This is a genomic window from Enterococcus rotai, from assembly GCF_001465345.1.
In the GTDB taxonomy this organism is placed as follows: Bacteria; Bacillota; Bacilli; order Lactobacillales; family Enterococcaceae; genus Enterococcus_L; species Enterococcus_L rotai.
On record NZ_CP013655.1, the window covers coordinates 2,885,893 to 2,902,808 of the forward strand.

Genomic DNA, 16,916 nt, shown 5'->3' on the forward strand with positions numbered 1-16,916 from the left:
TTTCTTCCAGTCAGACGCTTTTTGTTATATACTTTAGACTAGAGCTCGAGGAGGGATCAGCATGAAGATTCGTTGTACTAGAAATACCGGATTTTATGGAATGGGCAGTCCAATCGAGATTAGAAAAAACAATGAAAAGTGGTTTTATTTAAGCCAAAATGAAACAAAAGAAGTCGAATTAGAAGAATTAGAATGCACAATTCAGGCTAGGTTTTTCTTTTTGAAGAGTATGCCAATTACAGTAAGCAATCAGAATCAAACGATTGATTTAGAGATAACGATGAACCCAACTCTGATCTTGATTTATGTTATACTCTTTGTTGGCATGTTTTTAATTCCAGTTTTACAATTGAATATCGTTGGCGTTTTACTATTGCTTGTTCTTTATTTTATGTTTGTTTTTTCAATGTTGAATAAAGCTTATGTGATCAAGGAGAAGACCTAATGGGTGAAAGAGCTGAAGAATTTTTAAGTAGTTTTAACCGAATTGAAAAGTGGTTTCGTGAACAATTGAATAATCCGACCAATATGGGCTTTAGTGAGATGGTTCGCAGACTATCAAGAAAAAAAGACAGCCATATTCCGCTTTTTCAAGATGATTTACTGCAAATGGCACAATTAAGAAACGCCATCGTACATGAACAAATCTCAACTGATTTCGTGATAGCTGAACCGAATGAATGGGCAGTGAATCGTATGCAGGAAATTGAACAAGCGTTGATCAGTCCAGAAAAAGTGCTGCCGAAGTTTGCAAAAAAGGTAACCGGATTTGATATAAATATTTCAATTAAAGATATTTTAGCGATTGTGGCACGTAAACAGTATTCACAATTTCCAATTTATGATGCAGGTATCTTTAAGGGACTAATTACAGTTCGTGGACTAGGAATTTGGTTAGCCGTTGAAAGCTCTAAAGGAGATATCCAATTAGAAGGTAGAAAAGCAGCCGAACTTTTGGTAAGCAATTATAAAGGAAGTAACTATCAATTTGTCGGCAAAGACACAACTGTGTTTCAGGTTGAAGAACTGTTCGTAACGCAAGTCAGATTAGAAGCGATATTGATTACAAAAGATGGTAACCCTAATGGAAGCTTACTTGGAATTATTCGTCCGAGGGATTTATACAATAATTTAGAGAAGGAATGAAAGCCGTTGTTAGCAGTTTATCTGATTATTAGTGCAGTTTTGATCGGTTTAGATCAATGGGTAAAATATTTAACCGTAACAAATATTCCACTTGGAGAAACCAAAGAGTTTATCCCTGGCTTTATGTCGTTTACGTATCTTCGTAACACAGGAGCTGCTTGGAGTCTTTTAGAGGGAAAAATGTGGTTTTTTTATATTGTTACTGTGGTTGTCGTAGCCGTAGTTTTGTATATTTTAATCAAACATATTAATGGAAGTAAGTGGTTTACAATTGGGTTGAGTTTAGTTTTAGCAGGAGCCGTCGGCAATTTTATTGATCGTTTACGTTTAGGTTATGTTGTTGATATGTTCCAAACAGATTTTATCAGCTTTCCGATTTTCAATGTTGCTGACTCAGCGCTAGTTATTGGCGTGATATGTATTTTTATTTATCTGATTTTAGACGAAAAAGCAGCGAAGGATGGGAAAAATGGAACAAATTAATGTAAAAGTAAAACAAGAAAAAGGACGGATCGATAAAGTTTTGAGTGATTTATTGAAAGAGCACTCACGTTCTCAGATCCAGCAATGGTTAAAAGATCAAAATATAACGGTCAATGGTGAAGTGACTCGTCCAAATTATAAAGTAAAAGAAAACGATGAAATCAGCATCAATGTACCAGAACCAGTCGAACTTGACGTTGTGGCTGAAGATATCCCGATTGAAATCGTATACGAAGATGATGATGTGTTGGTAATCAATAAACCGCAAGGCATGGTTGTGCATCCATCTGCTGGACATCAAAATGGGACCCTGGTCAATGCGTTGTTATATCACATCAAGGATCTTTCTTCGATCAATGGGATTATTCGACCAGGAATCGTTCATCGGATTGACAAAGACACATCTGGTTTATTGATGGTAGCCAAAAATGATAAAGCTCATGAGGCATTAGCAGCACAGTTAAAGGATAAAACATCGATTAGAAAATATATTGCTTTAGTTCATGGTGAAATTACACACGATAAAGGTGAGATTGATGCACCGATCGGCCGTTCAAAAAATGATCGAAAAATGCAAGCAGTCATTGAAGGTGGAAAACCAGCTGTGACTCATTTTGAAGTCTTAGAACGATATGAGGGATATACATTAGTTCAATTACAATTGGAAACAGGACGCACTCATCAAATACGTGTTCACATGAAATATATTGGGTTTCCAGTTGCAGGCGATCCACTTTATGGACCAAGAAAAACATTAAAAGGCAACGGTCAATTTTTACATGCTGAGGTTTTAGGGTTCAAACATCCTACAACTGGCCAAATGATGGTCTTTGAAGCGCCACTACCAGAGCTTTTTGAAAAAACTTTAGATCAATTAAGAAATAATGATTGATTTATTTGAAAAGAAAAGGTACACTGTTTTGAGAAAGAAAATTAAATAAGCATCCTTTAAGAGTAGTCCCGTGAGGCTAAGAAGGAAACATGCAGAACAATATCTAGGTGCGCTTAGAAAGAATCTGTGTGAAATGAATAGTATCTTTGTATAGATAAATTCAATCCTCCTATCCGAATACGGGTGGGAGGATTTTTGTTTGCTGTGAATCACTGCGATTGCTTTGCAGAGCAGATGATGAACAGTACTTGGCGAACGAAGTGAGCGAAGCTACTTTAGTAGTGAATCACCAAAAGTCTTAACTACTCAACACTAGGCAGAACTAACACCACATGAAAAAGAGCAAGTGTATCGCCTACACATTAGAACAAGTTGCTCATAAAGCAACATTAAAAAGTACATTTTCAGGAGGAGTCAAACATGCAAAAAAAAGAAGTCGTTGACGCAGTAACGATGAAACGTGCACTTACAAGAATCACTTATGAAATTATTGAAAGAAACAAAGGAATCCAAGATATCGTATTGGTCGGCATCAAAACACGAGGAATCTACATCGCTCAACGAATTGCTGAACGTTTAAAACAATTAGAACAAATTGACGTTCCAGTCGGTGAGTTGGATATTACCTTATACCGAGATGATATGGACGGTCAATCGATGAAAGATCGTTCATTAGAAGAACCAGAACTTCACTCTTCTGACATTCCAGTTTCTTTAGAAGGCAAAGAAGTAATTCTGATCGATGACGTACTTTTTACAGGTCGGACAATCAGAGCGGCAATGGATGCAGTGATGGATCTTGGACGACCAAGAAAAATTTCATTAGCCGTTTTGGTAGATAGAGGTCACAGAGAACTTCCAATCAGAGCAGACTACGTAGGAAAAAATATTCCAACTTCTATGGCAGAAGAAATCATTGTTGAAGTTGAAGAAAAAGACGGAGCTGATCGAATTTTGATCGCCAGCATAGACGAATAGACAAATACATTAGTACAGATAGGATAGGTTGAGATGACAGAAAAAGAATTTCGCAATGAAGAAGCAGTATTAGATATTCACGATAAGCCCAAGACTGCACATTGGATCGGGTTAAGTTTACAGCATTTATTTACCATGTTTGGTGCAACAGTTTTAGTTCCGATTTTAGTAGGAATAGATCCAGGAATAGCTTTGGTCAGTTCAGGGCTTGGAACCATCGTTTACTTATTCGTAACGAAAGGTAAAATTCCAGCTTATCTGGGAAGTAGCTTTGCTTTTATTGCCGCTATGCAGATGTTGATGAAAAGTGACGGCTATCCAGCAATCGCACAAGGGGCAATGACAACAGGGTTGGTTTATCTGATTGTTTCCATTATCATCAGTAAAATAGGATCGGCTTGGCTAGACAAAATATTGCCACCAATCGTTGTTGGACCTGTAGTGATGGTCATCGGCTTAGGATTGGCTTCAAATGCTGCAAATAATGCTATGTACAACAATGGGGACTATGATTTCAAATTCATCGCGGTTGCGTTGATCACATTGGGGTTAACCATTTTCTATAACATGTTTTTCAAAGGCTTTCTGGGGTTGATTCCAATCTTACTAGGAATCGTTAGTGGGTATTTAGTTGCTTTATTATTCGGGATTGTAGATGTTGAACCAATCAAACAAGCTGCGTGGTTTGCCATGCCAAACTTCGAGATTCCTTTTGTTCAATATCAACCAAAACTCCATTTGAATGCAATCACAACGATGGCGCCGATCGCATTCGTCACAATGACGGAACATATCGGACACTTAATGGTCTTAAATAAATTGACTAAACGCAACTTCTTTCAAGATCCTGGTTTATCCAAAACGTTGATGGGAGACGGAGCGGCGCAAATCGTAGCTGGTTTAGTCGGCGGACCACCTGTTACAAGTTATGGCGAAAATATCGGTGTTCTAGCAATCACTCGTGTTCATAGTGTGTTCGTGATTGCAGGAGCTGCAGTGTTCGCAGTGGGATTAGGTTTTGTAGGGAAATTAAGTGCAATCATTTTAAGTATCCCTGGTCCAGTTATCTCTGGTATCAGCTTTGTCTTATTCGGTGTCATTGCGGCAAGTGGGTTGAAAATCCTGATTGACAATCAAATCAACTTTGATAAGAAAAAGAATCTATTGATCGCCTCAGTGATCTTAGTCATTGGGATTGGCGGATTGGTCTTTAAATTGGATACCTTTGAATTGTCATCAATGGCATTAGCAACAGTCTTAGGAATCATTCTAAACCTGATTTTACCTGAAACAGCGCGCAGTGAAGAAAAGTAGTCTAACTAGGTAAAAAAGTGTGGAACGTTGTTACCATTGATATCTAGCTTCAAGAGCTAGCCTTTCAGCTTTTAAAACAAGGAGGAAAACGAATGATCATCACATCTGAACGTATCAGTTTAAAACATCTTTTAACAGTAGAAGTATTAAGTGACCAAGAAGTTATGGGCCTGATTCATCGTGCCCAAGAATTTAAACAAGGAGCGACTTGGCAACCTGAAAAAAAACAATACTTTGCGACAAACTTGTTCTTTGAAAATAGTACACGAACGCATAAGAGCTTTGATGTTGCCGAAAAAAAATTAGGGATTGAAGTTATTGAGTTTGAAGAAAGTATGAGCTCAGTCAAAAAAGGTGAAACACTTTATGATACAGTGCTGACAATGTCGGCAATCGGAGTTGATGTGGCAGTCATTCGTCATGGAGAAGAAAATTATTATGATGAACTGATTCAAAGTAAAACAATCCAATGTTCCATTATTAATGGTGGTGACGGCAGTGGTCAACATCCTACCCAATGCCTATTAGATTTAATGACAATATACGAGGAATTTGGATACTTTGAGGGATTGAAAATTGCAATCGTCGGGGATATTACACATTCTAGAGTAGCGAAATCAAACATGCAGATGTTAAAGAGACTTGGCGCAACGATCTTTTTCTCAGGACCAGAGGAATGGTACGATAAGCAATTTGAAGCTTATGGCCATTATATGCCGTTAGATGAAGTGGTCGAAACAGTTGATGTGATGATGTTGCTTAGAGTGCAACATGAACGCCATGATGGTTCAGAAATATTCTCAAAAGAAGAGTACCATCAGCAATATGGCCTAACGGTTGAGCGCGCAAAACGACTACAAAAACATGCGGTCATCATGCATCCTGCTCCTGTGAATCGTGATGTTGAGCTGGCTGATTCTTTAGTAGAAGGAATCCAATCTAGAATCATCCAACAGATGAGTAATGGTGTCTATATGAGAATGGCAATTTTAGAAGCAGTATTACAAGGAAAGGCATAGGTGAACAATATGAAAACACTTATCAAGAATGGGAAAATCATAAAAAAAGATAATCAATTGATTCCAGCAGAAATATGGATCGAAGAGGGCAAGATCAGAGCAATTGGAGAATTTTTTGAAGAAAGTACATTTGATAAAGTCTACGATGCCAAAGGTCAATTGATCGTACCAGGATTAGTGGATGTCCATGTTCATCTAAGAGAACCAGGGTTTACTTATAAAGAAACAATCGAAACGGGTAGTAAATCAGCAGCCAGAGGTGGATATACAACGGTTTGTGCAATGCCCAATTTAAATCCTGTTCCTGATACTGCAGAAAAATTAAAAGAAGTATACGAAATCATTGAAAAAAATGCTGTAGTGAAAGTGCTACAATATGCTCCAATCACAGAGGAATTACGCAGTGAAACATTGACCGACCAAAAAGCGTTAAAAGAAGTTGGCGCTTTCGCATTTACAAACGACGGTGTAGGCGTACAAACAGCAGGGATTATGTATCTTGCAATGAAAGAAGCAGCAGCACTTGATATGGCAATCGTGGCCCACACAGAAGATGAGTCACTACTTTTTGGCGGAGTCATGCACGAGGGTGAAATTTCTAAAAAGTTAGGTTTACCAGGGATTTTAAGTTCAACTGAAGCATCACAGATTGCTCGTGATGTTGTCTTAGCCGGTGAAACAGGTGTTCACTATCATGTCTGCCACGTTTCAACAAAAGAAAGTGTTCGTGTCATCCGTGATGCCAAACGAGCTGGGATTCACGTTACAGCAGAAGTTGCGCCACATCATTTGATTTTAGTTGATGAAAACATCCCTGAAGACAACGGTTTCTGGAAAATGAATCCGCCGCTTAGAGCAACATCTGATCGTGATGCACTAATCGAAGGGTTACTAGATGGTACGATCGATTGTATCGCAACGGATCATGCGCCACATGGACTAGAAGAAAAAAATCAAACATTCTTAAAAGCTCCCTTTGGTATAGTTGGGAGTGAAACAGCTTTTCAACTAATCTATACGAATTTTGTTGAAACAGGAAAATTCACCTTGGAACAAGTCATTGATTGGATGGCAACCAAACCCGCAGAAATTTTCGGTCTAGATGCAGGAACACTAACGATTGGTGCTCCGGCAGACATCTCTATTTTTGACTTAGAGCTAGAAGAAACAATCGACGATCAGGACTTTGAATCACTCGGTGTTAATACACCGTTTGTTGGTTGGAAAGTCAAAGGGAACACATTAATGACCTTTGTTGATGGACAATCAGCTTGGGCTAAGGGAGATGCATAAAGTTGAAACGACTATTGATACTAGAAGACGGAACCGTTTTTGAAGGAAAAGCCTTTGGTGCACAGGTCAACGTTGTTGGAGAGATTGTTTTTACAACAAGTATGACAGGCTACCAAGAAACGATCACTGACCAAAGTTTCAATGGTCAAATTATTACATTTACCTATCCGATGGTCGGAAACTATGGTGTCAATCGTGATGATTATGAATCAATTTCGCCTACTTGTAAAGGCGTGGTAGTGAAAGAACATGCGCGTTTAGCTTCAAACTGGCGGGCACAGATGACGCTGGACGAATTTCTAAAAAGAAAAGGCATACCAGGGATTTCAGGAATCGACACTCGTGCATTGACTAGAAAACTCCGTTCTGTTGGAACCATGAAAGCTGGGTTTATCGATATTGATGACGATTTGACGCATGAATTTGATCAATTAAAAGCTACAGTCTTGCCAAAAAATCAAGTAGCGCAAGTTTCGACAACCAAACCTTATCCAAGTCCTGGAATCGGTAGAAATGTGATCGTTGTTGATTTTGGTTTGAAGCATAGTATTTTAAGAGAATTATCAAAACGACATTGCAACTTGACCGTGTTACCGTACAACACTGATGCGGAAACGATTTTAGAACTTTCACCAGATGGTGTGATGTTGACAAATGGCCCAGGGGACCCAAAAGATGTGCCAGAAGCGATTGAAATGATTCAAGCAATCCAAGGAAAAGTCCCGATTTTCGGTATTTGCCTAGGGCATCAACTATTCGCTTTAGCTAATGGAGCAGATACCTATAAAATGAAGTTTGGTCATCGGGGCTTAAATCATCCGGTTCGAGAAATAGCAACTGGGAGAATCGATTTTACCTCACAAAATCATGGCTATGCAGTTGATGCTGCAACAGTTGATCCTGAGAAGTTGATGGTTACTCATGTAGAAGTGAATGATGGCTCAGTAGAAGGGGTTAGACATCGTCAATACCCGGCCTTTACTGTTCAATACCACCCAGATGCAGCACCAGGTCCACACGATGGTCTACATTTGTTTGACGAATTTATGGAATTAATGGATGCATGGAAGGAGCAGGACTAATGCCAAAAAGATCAGATATCAAGAAAATCATGGTAATCGGTTCTGGACCGATCATTATTGGCCAAGCTGCAGAATTTGATTATGCTGGCACACAAGCCTGTCTTGCTTTAAGAGAAGAAGGATACGAAGTCGTTTTGGTTAATTCAAACCCGGCAACGATCATGACAGATAAAGAAATTGCCGATCAAGTGTATATTGAACCGATCACACTAGAATTTGTCTCTCGTATTATACGAAAAGAACGGCCAGATGCATTACTACCTACTTTAGGCGGTCAAACGGGGTTAAATATGGCGATGGAACTTGCCGAATCCGGTATTTTGGCTGAACTGAATGTAGAATTACTAGGAACCAAATTAAATGCGATCGACCAAGCTGAAGATCGTGATTTGTTTAAACAATTAATGGAAGAGTTGGATCAACCGATTCCTGAAAGTGAAATCATCAATACCGTAGAGCAAGCAGTGGACTTTGCCAATACGATCGGTTATCCAATCATTGTACGTCCTGCGTTTACTTTAGGTGGAACGGGCGGAGGAATGTGTGATAATGAAGAGAAATTACGGCTTATTGCTGAAAATGGGCTGAAATTATCGCCTGTAACACAATGCTTGATTGAAAAGAGTATTGCTGGTTTTAAAGAAATCGAGTATGAAGTGATGCGAGATTCTGCTGATAATGCGATCGTCGTTTGTAATATGGAAAACTTCGATCCGGTCGGGATCCATACAGGAGATTCGATTGTATTTGCACCAAGTCAAACATTATCTGATCATGAATATCAAATGCTGCGTGATGCGTCCCTTAAAATCATTAGAGCGCTAAAAATAGAAGGGGGCTGTAATGTTCAGCTAGCATTAGACCCGCACAGTTTTAATTATTACGTGATCGAAGTTAACCCAAGAGTTTCTAGATCGTCCGCCCTAGCCAGTAAAGCAACAGGCTACCCGATTGCTAAATTAGCAGCAAAAATTGCTGTAGGATTAACCTTGGATGAAATGAAAAATCCAGTTACAGGAACAACCTATGCAGAATTTGAGCCAGCATTGGATTACGTAGTGGCAAAAATTCCTCGCTGGCCTTTCGATAAATTTGAAAAAGGGGAACGTCGTTTAGGTACTCAAATGAAAGCGACAGGTGAGGTTATGGCCATCGGTCGTAACATCGAAGAATCATTATTAAAAGCTGTTCGTTCACTAGAAATCGGTGCTTATCATAATGAATTAAAAGAAATAAAAGAAGTCAGCGATGAACTTTTGACAGAAAAAATCGTAAAAGCGCAAGATGACCGCTTATTTTATCTATCAGAAGCTATCAGACGAGGATTTACAATCGAAGAGTTGGCTATGTTAACTAAAATCGATTTGTTCTTCCTTGATAAATTACTTCATATCGTTGAGCTAGAGACAGCATTAGAAAGTAATTTCAAAGATAGCGAAACATTAAAAGAAGCAAAACAAAATGGGTTTACTGATCGAAAAATTGCTGATTTATGGCAAATAAGTGAACAAGAAGTTTCTGACTATCGTCATGAGCAAAAGATATTGCCAGTTTATAAAATGGTCGACACTTGCGCGGCTGAGTTTGAATCTCAAACTCCTTATTTTTACAGTACGTATGAATTCGAAAATGAAAGCATCCGTTCTGAAAAACCGTCTGTTTTGGTTTTAGGATCTGGTCCAATCAGAATCGGACAAGGAGTAGAATTCGATTATGCAACCGTTCATTCAGTAAAAGCAATCCAAGCAGCAGGGTATGAAGCAATCATTATGAATAGTAATCCTGAAACAGTTTCAACAGACTTCTCGATTTCGGATAAATTATATTTTGAGCCATTAACGCTTGAAGACGTGATGAATGTAATTGAGTTAGAGCAACCAACAGGCGTAATCGTTCAGTTTGGTGGTCAAACAGCAATCAACCTTGCAGAACCACTAGTTAAGCAAGGTGTAAAAATCTTAGGAACATCGATCGAAGATTTAGACAGAGCAGAAAATCGTGACTTATTTGAGCAAGCACTACAAGCGTTGGATATTCCACAACCACCTGGCGATACCGCTACGAGTGCTGAAGAAGCTGTGGCTGTTGCCAATAAAATCGGTTATCCAGTTTTAGTTCGACCAAGCTACGTTCTTGGTGGACGAGCAATGGAAATTGTTGAAAACCAAAAAGACTTGGAAGATTATATGCGAAATGCAGTAAAAGCTTCACCAGAGCATCCTGTCTTAGTTGACAGCTATTTATTGGGTAAAGAATGTGAAGTAGATGCGATTTGCGACGGTCAAACGGTCTTGATTCCTGGTATTATGGAACATATCGAACGTGCTGGCGTTCATTCCGGTGATTCAATGGCGGTGTACCCGCCACAAACTTTGTCGAATGACATTCAACAAACGATTGCCGATTATACAAAAAAATTAGCAATCGGATTGAACTGTATTGGTATGATGAATATCCAATTCGTGATCCATGAGGAAAAAGTCTATGTGATCGAGGTTAATCCACGTGCTAGTCGAACAGTACCATTTTTAAGCAAAATCACAGGAATTCCGATGGCTCAAGTCGCAACAAAAGCAATTCTTGGTGAAAAACTAACCGATCTAGGCTATCAAGATGGTTTATATCCTGAAAGTCAGCAAGTCCATATCAAAGCACCCGTATTTTCTTTCACTAAACTCCAAAAGGTCGATACTTATTTAGGGCCTGAAATGAAATCAACGGGTGAAGTAATGGGTTCTGATTATAGTCTAGAAAAAGCCTTATATAAAGCGTTTGAAGCATCAGGGTTACATTTGCCAAGTTTTGGTGCAGTCTTGTTTACCATAGCTGATGAAACAAAAGAAGAGGCGTTGGCATTAGCAAAACGATTTAATGAAATTGGCTATAGCTTGATCGCAACAAAAGGCACGGCTGAATTTTTAGCAGAAAATGGCTTATTAGTTAAAACCGTTCTTAAAATCAATCAAGGTGGCGAAACGGTTCTTGATTTGATTCGTAGCGGGGAAGCCCAAGTTGTGGTAAATACGATGGATAAGAATCGTTCTGATTTAAATCAAGATGGATTTTTGATCAGACGTGAAGCAGTAGAACACGGTGTCCCATTGTTCACTTCTCTGGATACGGCAGAAGCCATCTTAAAAGTGTTGGAATCACGGTCATTTTCAACAGAGTCTATCTAAATTTAAAAGCCGAGAGACCTTCTCGGCTTTTATTACAATAAAGTCTTGAGAAGGAGTAGCATACATGAAACAGGAAATAATGACGATCGTTTCTCAAAAAAAATTAGCACCAAGAATTTTTCAAATGACACTGACAGGTAAATTAGTTGATGAAATGGAAAAACCTGGGCAGTTTATTCATATAAAAGTACCTCGAGCAGATCTGCTTTTAAGAAGGCCAATCAGTATCAATCAAATTAACAAAGAGGCACAGACTTGTACAATTATTTATCGTATAGAGGGAGACGGCACGAAAGTTTTTTCTGAACTCAAAGCTGGGGACTTATTGGATGTGATGGGACCTTTAGGAAATGGTTTTGATGTTGATTGTCTGACAGCTGGTCAAAAAGCTTATGTAATCGGGGGCGGTATCGGAATTCCGCCTATGTATGAACTGTCAAAGCAATTGAAGCAAAAAGGGATCGAAGTCGTACATTTTCTCGGGTTTGCCTCTAAAGAAGTCGCTTATTTCCAAGAAGAATTTATGGCCTTAGGAGATACACGTTTTGCGACAGACGATGGTTCTTTTGGTGTTGAAGGAAATGTGGGAAACCTTTTAGTATCTGCTATAGAAAAAGAACGACCTGATGCAGTTTATGCTTGTGGTGCTAATGGTATGTTAAAAATGATCGCACACGTTTTTTCTGATAACCCTAATGTGTTTCTTTCATTAGAACAACGAATGGCTTGCGGTATGGGCGCTTGTTACGCCTGCGTCTGCCATGTGCCGGATGATGAAAGTGGCACTTCGAGTGTAAAAGTTTGTGATGAAGGGCCGATTTTTAGAGCCAGTGAGGTGGTTTTATGATGAAGAATCCGTTAGCAATCAGTATTCCTGGGTTAGAATTAAAGAATCCCATCATTCCTGCTAGTGGCTGTTTTGGTTTTGGTGAAGAATATGCGAAGTATTATGATTTGGGCAAACTTGGCTCGATCATGATCAAAGCCACAACACCGCAAGCACGTTTTGGCAATGCAACACCTAGGGTAGCAGAAACACCGAGCGGTATGTTAAATGCGATTGGCCTACAAAACCCCGGTTTGGACGTTGTCATGAATACAAAACTTCCAGCTTTGGAAGCGTACGATGTACCAATCATTGCCAATGTTGCCGGGGCCTGTGAAGAAGACTATGTTGAGGTTTGCAGCAAAATTGGTGATGCTCCTAATGTAACAGCAATCGAGTTAAATATCTCATGTCCTAATGTAAAACATGGTGGAATTGCGTTTGGGACAGATCCAGATGTGGCATTTCAACTAACACAAGCTGTAAAAAAAGTGGCAAAAGTCCCAATTTACGTGAAACTTTCGCCAAACGTTACAGATATTGTTCCAGTTGCCCAAGCGATTGAAGCTGGCGGTGCGGATGGCTTCTCTATGATCAACACACTTTTAGGGATGCGAATCGATTTAAAAACACGTCGTCCGATTTTGGCCAATCAAACAGGAGGACTATCAGGACCTGCAATCAAACCTGTTGCGATTCGATTGATCAATCAGGTGTCACAAATCTCTAATTTACCGATCATCGGTATGGGTGGTGTTCAGACTGTGGATGATGTACTAGAAATGTTTATGGCTGGAGCAAGCGCAGTAGCTGTTGGAACAGCTAACTTTACTGATCCGTATATTTGTCCAAAACTAATCGAGGCATTGCCTAGCAGAATGGCAGATCTTGGGATCGAATCTTTGGAGCAACTAATAAAAGAAGTTAGGGAGGAAAAAAATAAATGAGTCAACGACCGATCATCGCACTAGATTTTCCTTCAAAAACAGAAGTAACAAATTTTTTACAGTTATTCCCTGCGGAAGAGTCATTATTTGTTAAAGTTGGGATGGAGTTGTTTTATCAAGAAGGACCAGCAATTGTTCGTTGGTTAAAATCATTGGGTCATTCTGTTTTTCTAGATTTAAAATTGCATGACATTCCTAATACTGTAGAAAAATCAATGATTGGCCTAGCTAAACTGGGTGTTGACATGACGAACGTTCATGCAGCGGGCGGTATTAAAATGATGAAAGCTGCAAAAGTAGGACTAGAAAAAGGAACTTTGACAGGCGCTAAAGTTCCAATCTTAATTGCTGTAACCCAACTTACCTCAACAAGTGAACAAGACATGCAAGAAGAGCAATTAATTGATGTTTCATTAAATGAGAGTGTGATCCATTACGCCAAATGTACTGAACAAGCTGGTTTAGATGGTGTGGTTTGTTCAGCACTTGAAGCCCAAGCAATCCATCAAGCGACAAGTGAGTCGTTCATCTGCTTAACACCAGGAATTCGTCCAAGCGGGAGCGACGTAGGCGATCAACAACGTGTAGTAACACCAACCGATGCAAGAAAAATCGGTTCGACCTATATTGTCGTTGGGCGACCAATAACACAAGCTGAGGAGCCATACAAAGCGTACCAACAAATTAAAAATGAATGGAATGGAGAAACCAAATGACAGAATTAGCTAAAACGATTGCGAAAGATTTATTAGAAATCGAAGCGGTATTCTTAAGCCCGAACGAACCCTTTACTTGGGCCAGTGGAATCAAAAGCCCAATCTATTGTGATAACCGTATTACCATGAGTTATCCAGTTGTTCGTAAAGAAATCGCCAAAGGATTAGCAGAAAAAATCAGAGCAACTTATCCTGATGTTCAAGTCATTGCAGGAACAGCAACTGCTGGGATTCCTCATGCGGCGTGGGTTGCAGATATTTTAGACTTACCAATGGTCTATATCCGCAGTAAAGCCAAAGAACATGGGAAAGGCAACCAAATTGAAGGTCGGATTTTTAAAGGACAAAAAATGGTTGTGATCGAAGATTTGATTTCAACAGGCGGAAGCGTTTTAGAAGCAGCTGAGGCCGCAAAACGCGAAGGGGCAGATGTTTTAGGTGTTGCAGCGATCTTCACTTATGAGTTACCCAAAGGAAAACAAAAATTTGAAGAACAAAACATGGATTTAATTACGTTAACAAACTATTCAACATTGATTGATGCGGCATTAGAATCCAATTATATTGAAGAAAAAGATGTTGTGCTATTAAAAGATTGGAAAAAAGATCCTGAAAATTGGCTAAATAAGTAGTATCACGCATGAAAGTATAATTTTTGATCAGTTAGTCAAAGGTTATACTTTTTTTCTTGATTCAATGAATTCTTCCTAAATATGCTATAATTTAAAAAAAATGTATGGAGTCGTTTTTGAAAATTGACTGTTAATCCTAAATAAGATACAGTTATTTTATTCAAGTAACAAAATTAGAAGGTGGGGTTTGATGAAAAATATTCGGAATATGGATGTAGAATGGGGATACGAAGGAGAGCTCGGACCCGAGCATTGGCATACCCTGTGTGATTGGTTTTCAACTGGTGCAAAGTATCCTTACCAATCACCAATTAATTTATCAAAAAACTTAGTCAATGGTGTATCAACAAGTAGAGCGATTGATTTTTGTTATAAATCAGAAGAGTTTACAGAAAAAGAATTTAAAAATACATTTCATTTTGTTCCACCAAATACAGAAAGCTATATCATTTTTGAAGATGAAAAATACTATTTGACTGATATTCATTTTCATACGCCAAGTGAACATACCTTTGATGGCGAACACGCACCATTGGAATTTCATTTAGTTCATATGAATAATTCTGGTGATAACTTAGTTGTTGGTTGCTTATTTACAATTACAACAGAAGAAAATAAATTTTCAAAAAATAAAACAACGCTGAAATGGAAATCAGAAACCCATCAACAATGGTTTGATCCTTCAATTTTTTTACCTGAACAAAAATCACATTTTCATTATTTAGGTTCGTTGACAACACCACCGACCAAAGGACCGGTCCATTGGTTTGTATTTGATACGATTCAAAAAATGGATCAAGAGTTCTTTGAACGAATTGATGAAGGGATGTTACCGTTCAATAATCGCCCTACCCAAGCGTTAAACGGACGAAAAATCTATTTTTCCGAATAAGATGGAGGTCACCTATGAATATTCAACAGATGAAATATGTTGTAGCAGTTGCTAATAACGGCAGCTTTCGAGAAGCAGCGAAAAAGCTCTTTATCACGCAGCCAAGTCTTTCTAATGGGATTCGGGAATTAGAGGAAGAGATCGGGGTGACGTTGTTTATTCGTACGAACAAAGGGGCTTCTTTGACGGAAGAGGGACTGACATTCTTAGAACATGCAGAAAAAATATTGACTCAGATGGAAATGATTGAAAATCGTTATCAGGAAGTAACTAAAAGCGAACGTTTTTCAATTTCCTCTCAACACTATGATTTTTTAGGCGAAGTAATGGGCAGAGTGATTCAGCAATTCAAAGATCAGTACAAAAATTTCCGTGTTTTTGAGACAACAACACTAAAAGTCATTGAAGATGTGAAAAGCTATCATAGTGAGCTTGGGATTATTTATTTGAATAGCCAAAACCAATCTGGGATTGAGCGATATTTAGAGCAAGCCAATTTAACGTATGATGTGATGGGGAGCTTTAAAACGCACATTTTCCTTGGAAAAAACCATCCCTTAGCCCAGCAAAAAGAAATCCAACTGGAGCAACTATGCTGCTATCCTCAAGTGCGATTTACCCAAGAAGGCAGCAATTTCGCTTATTTTTCAGAGGATTTAATTGAAAATCAGGAGCAAGAAACAGTGATTTATACGAATGATCGTGGAACATTGATGAATTTGCTGGTTGAGACCGACGCTTATGCCTCTGGTTCTGGTGTGGTAACGGGTTTTACTAAAAAGGAAATACGCTTGGTTCCATTAGCAGAAAGTACCAATAATAAAATCTGTGTTCTTTACCAAAAAAATAAAACAATCAGCACAATTGGTCAGTATTTTATAAAAGAATTGAAACAATTATTTTGAAGTGAGTCAGGACTAACTATTTTTTATCGGATTATACTGCTATCTAACAAAATAGAAAAAAATGTAAAAGAGCATCTTGATTTATAGGGTGTTCTTTTTTGTTATAAATACCATCTATTAAGTCGTTTTTAATTATGGTGGAATTAAAAAAAGAAGGAGTTGTTTTTTTATGAGAAAATTTTCAATAGGAATGATGGAAAGAAGAGAGAATAAAATTGTTATGGATCCAGGTCATCGGTAGGTCATTTGAAAAATCTGTGGGAAAAAGTGTACTGCAGCTTACTGATATGAAATCTGCCGTTTCAGGTGCCATATTTACTAGAAGACTATTTTGTAGATAAAAATCAAAAGTTAAGAATTTTAGCCAAATATCTGGATTTCATATAGAACGAAGAATGGAGTGAATAGATGAGGAAGTTATCAATTTCAACAATAGAAAAAAAGCGGAATAATATAATGTTAGATGATATTATCGGTACACCATTTGAGCGGACACCTGACGATGAGCTAATGGGATGCTCAATTAACATTCCCAATCCGGTAACCGCAACAACTATACTTACAGTCGTTACTATTACAATGATCAAGCGTTGTAAATAATGCTCAGCTAGA

Annotated in this window: 17 protein-coding genes; all 17 read left to right on the forward strand. The window is 38.5% G+C overall.

Annotated features, from left to right (window positions below):
- Window positions 1–61 precede the first annotated feature (61 nt).
- Entirely contained in the window at window positions 62–445 is a 384-nt protein-coding gene (locus ATZ35_RS12770; RefSeq protein ID WP_208927567.1) for a hypothetical protein, read from the forward strand.
- Window positions 445–1,146, forward strand: a complete 702-nt coding sequence (locus tag ATZ35_RS12775; protein WP_208927568.1) for a CBS domain-containing protein — start codon at window positions 445–447, stop codon at window positions 1,144–1,146. The genes ATZ35_RS12770 and ATZ35_RS12775 overlap by 1 nt, the downstream gene beginning before the upstream one ends.
- 6 nt (window positions 1,147–1,152) lie before the next feature.
- Complete coding sequence (gene lspA, locus ATZ35_RS12780; RefSeq protein WP_086444494.1) at window positions 1,153–1,629, forward strand: signal peptidase II; 477 nt, start codon at window positions 1,153–1,155, stop codon at window positions 1,627–1,629.
- A complete protein-coding gene (locus ATZ35_RS12785; RefSeq protein ID WP_208927569.1) occupies window positions 1,616–2,521 on the forward strand; it encodes an RluA family pseudouridine synthase in 906 nt (301 codons plus the stop codon). Before lspA ends, ATZ35_RS12785 begins: the two co-directional genes overlap by 14 nt.
- Before the next feature lie 420 nt (window positions 2,522–2,941).
- Complete coding sequence (gene pyrR, locus ATZ35_RS12790) at window positions 2,942–3,499, forward strand: bifunctional pyr operon transcriptional regulator/uracil phosphoribosyltransferase PyrR (protein WP_208927570.1); 558 nt, start codon at window positions 2,942–2,944, stop codon at window positions 3,497–3,499.
- Window positions 3,500–3,532: 33 nt separating this feature from the next.
- Complete coding sequence (locus ATZ35_RS12795) at window positions 3,533–4,813, forward strand: solute carrier family 23 protein (RefSeq protein ID WP_208927571.1); 1,281 nt, start codon at window positions 3,533–3,535, stop codon at window positions 4,811–4,813.
- 92 nt (window positions 4,814–4,905) lie between these two features.
- A complete protein-coding gene (locus tag ATZ35_RS12800; RefSeq protein WP_086279538.1) occupies window positions 4,906–5,832 on the forward strand; it encodes an aspartate carbamoyltransferase catalytic subunit in 927 nt (308 codons plus the stop codon).
- A 9-nt stretch (window positions 5,833–5,841) separates the two neighbouring features.
- A complete protein-coding gene (gene pyrC, locus ATZ35_RS12805; RefSeq protein ID WP_208927572.1) occupies window positions 5,842–7,125 on the forward strand; it encodes a dihydroorotase in 1,284 nt (427 codons plus the stop codon).
- 2 nt (window positions 7,126–7,127) lie between these two features.
- On the forward strand, window positions 7,128–8,207 hold the full coding sequence (locus ATZ35_RS12810) for a carbamoyl phosphate synthase small subunit (RefSeq protein ID WP_208927573.1): 1,080 nt from the start codon (window positions 7,128–7,130) through the stop codon (window positions 8,205–8,207).
- Window positions 8,207–11,386, forward strand: a complete 3,180-nt coding sequence (gene carB / locus ATZ35_RS12815) for a carbamoyl-phosphate synthase large subunit (protein ID WP_208927574.1) — start codon at window positions 8,207–8,209, stop codon at window positions 11,384–11,386. Before ATZ35_RS12810 ends, carB begins: the two co-directional genes overlap by 1 nt.
- A 64-nt stretch (window positions 11,387–11,450) precedes the next feature.
- Window positions 11,451–12,233, forward strand: a complete 783-nt coding sequence (locus ATZ35_RS12820; RefSeq protein ID WP_208927575.1) for a dihydroorotate dehydrogenase electron transfer subunit — start codon at window positions 11,451–11,453, stop codon at window positions 12,231–12,233.
- The gene (locus tag ATZ35_RS12825) at window positions 12,230–13,159 is read left to right on the forward strand and encodes a dihydroorotate dehydrogenase (RefSeq protein ID WP_208927576.1); all 930 of its coding nucleotides are present in this window, start codon (window positions 12,230–12,232) and stop codon (window positions 13,157–13,159) included. The genes ATZ35_RS12820 and ATZ35_RS12825 overlap by 4 nt, the downstream gene beginning before the upstream one ends.
- The gene (gene pyrF, locus ATZ35_RS12830) at window positions 13,156–13,875 is read left to right on the forward strand and encodes an orotidine-5'-phosphate decarboxylase (protein WP_208927577.1); all 720 of its coding nucleotides are present in this window, start codon (window positions 13,156–13,158) and stop codon (window positions 13,873–13,875) included. The genes ATZ35_RS12825 and pyrF overlap by 4 nt, the downstream gene beginning before the upstream one ends.
- On the forward strand, window positions 13,872–14,507 hold the full coding sequence (gene pyrE, locus ATZ35_RS12835) for an orotate phosphoribosyltransferase (protein WP_208927578.1): 636 nt from the start codon (window positions 13,872–13,874) through the stop codon (window positions 14,505–14,507). Before pyrF ends, pyrE begins: the two co-directional genes overlap by 4 nt.
- A gap of 190 nt (window positions 14,508–14,697) precedes the next feature.
- Window positions 14,698–15,399 (forward strand): carbonic anhydrase, encoded by a 702-nt coding sequence (locus ATZ35_RS12840; RefSeq protein WP_208927579.1) that lies wholly within the window; start codon window positions 14,698–14,700, stop codon window positions 15,397–15,399.
- Window positions 15,400–15,413: 14 nt separating this feature from the next.
- On the forward strand, window positions 15,414–16,304 hold the full coding sequence (locus ATZ35_RS12845; RefSeq protein ID WP_208927580.1) for a LysR family transcriptional regulator: 891 nt from the start codon (window positions 15,414–15,416) through the stop codon (window positions 16,302–16,304).
- A gap of 408 nt (window positions 16,305–16,712) precedes the next feature.
- Window positions 16,713–16,904, forward strand: a complete 192-nt coding sequence (locus ATZ35_RS12850) for a hypothetical protein (protein WP_208927581.1) — start codon at window positions 16,713–16,715, stop codon at window positions 16,902–16,904.
- Window positions 16,905–16,916: the final 12 nt, after the last annotated feature.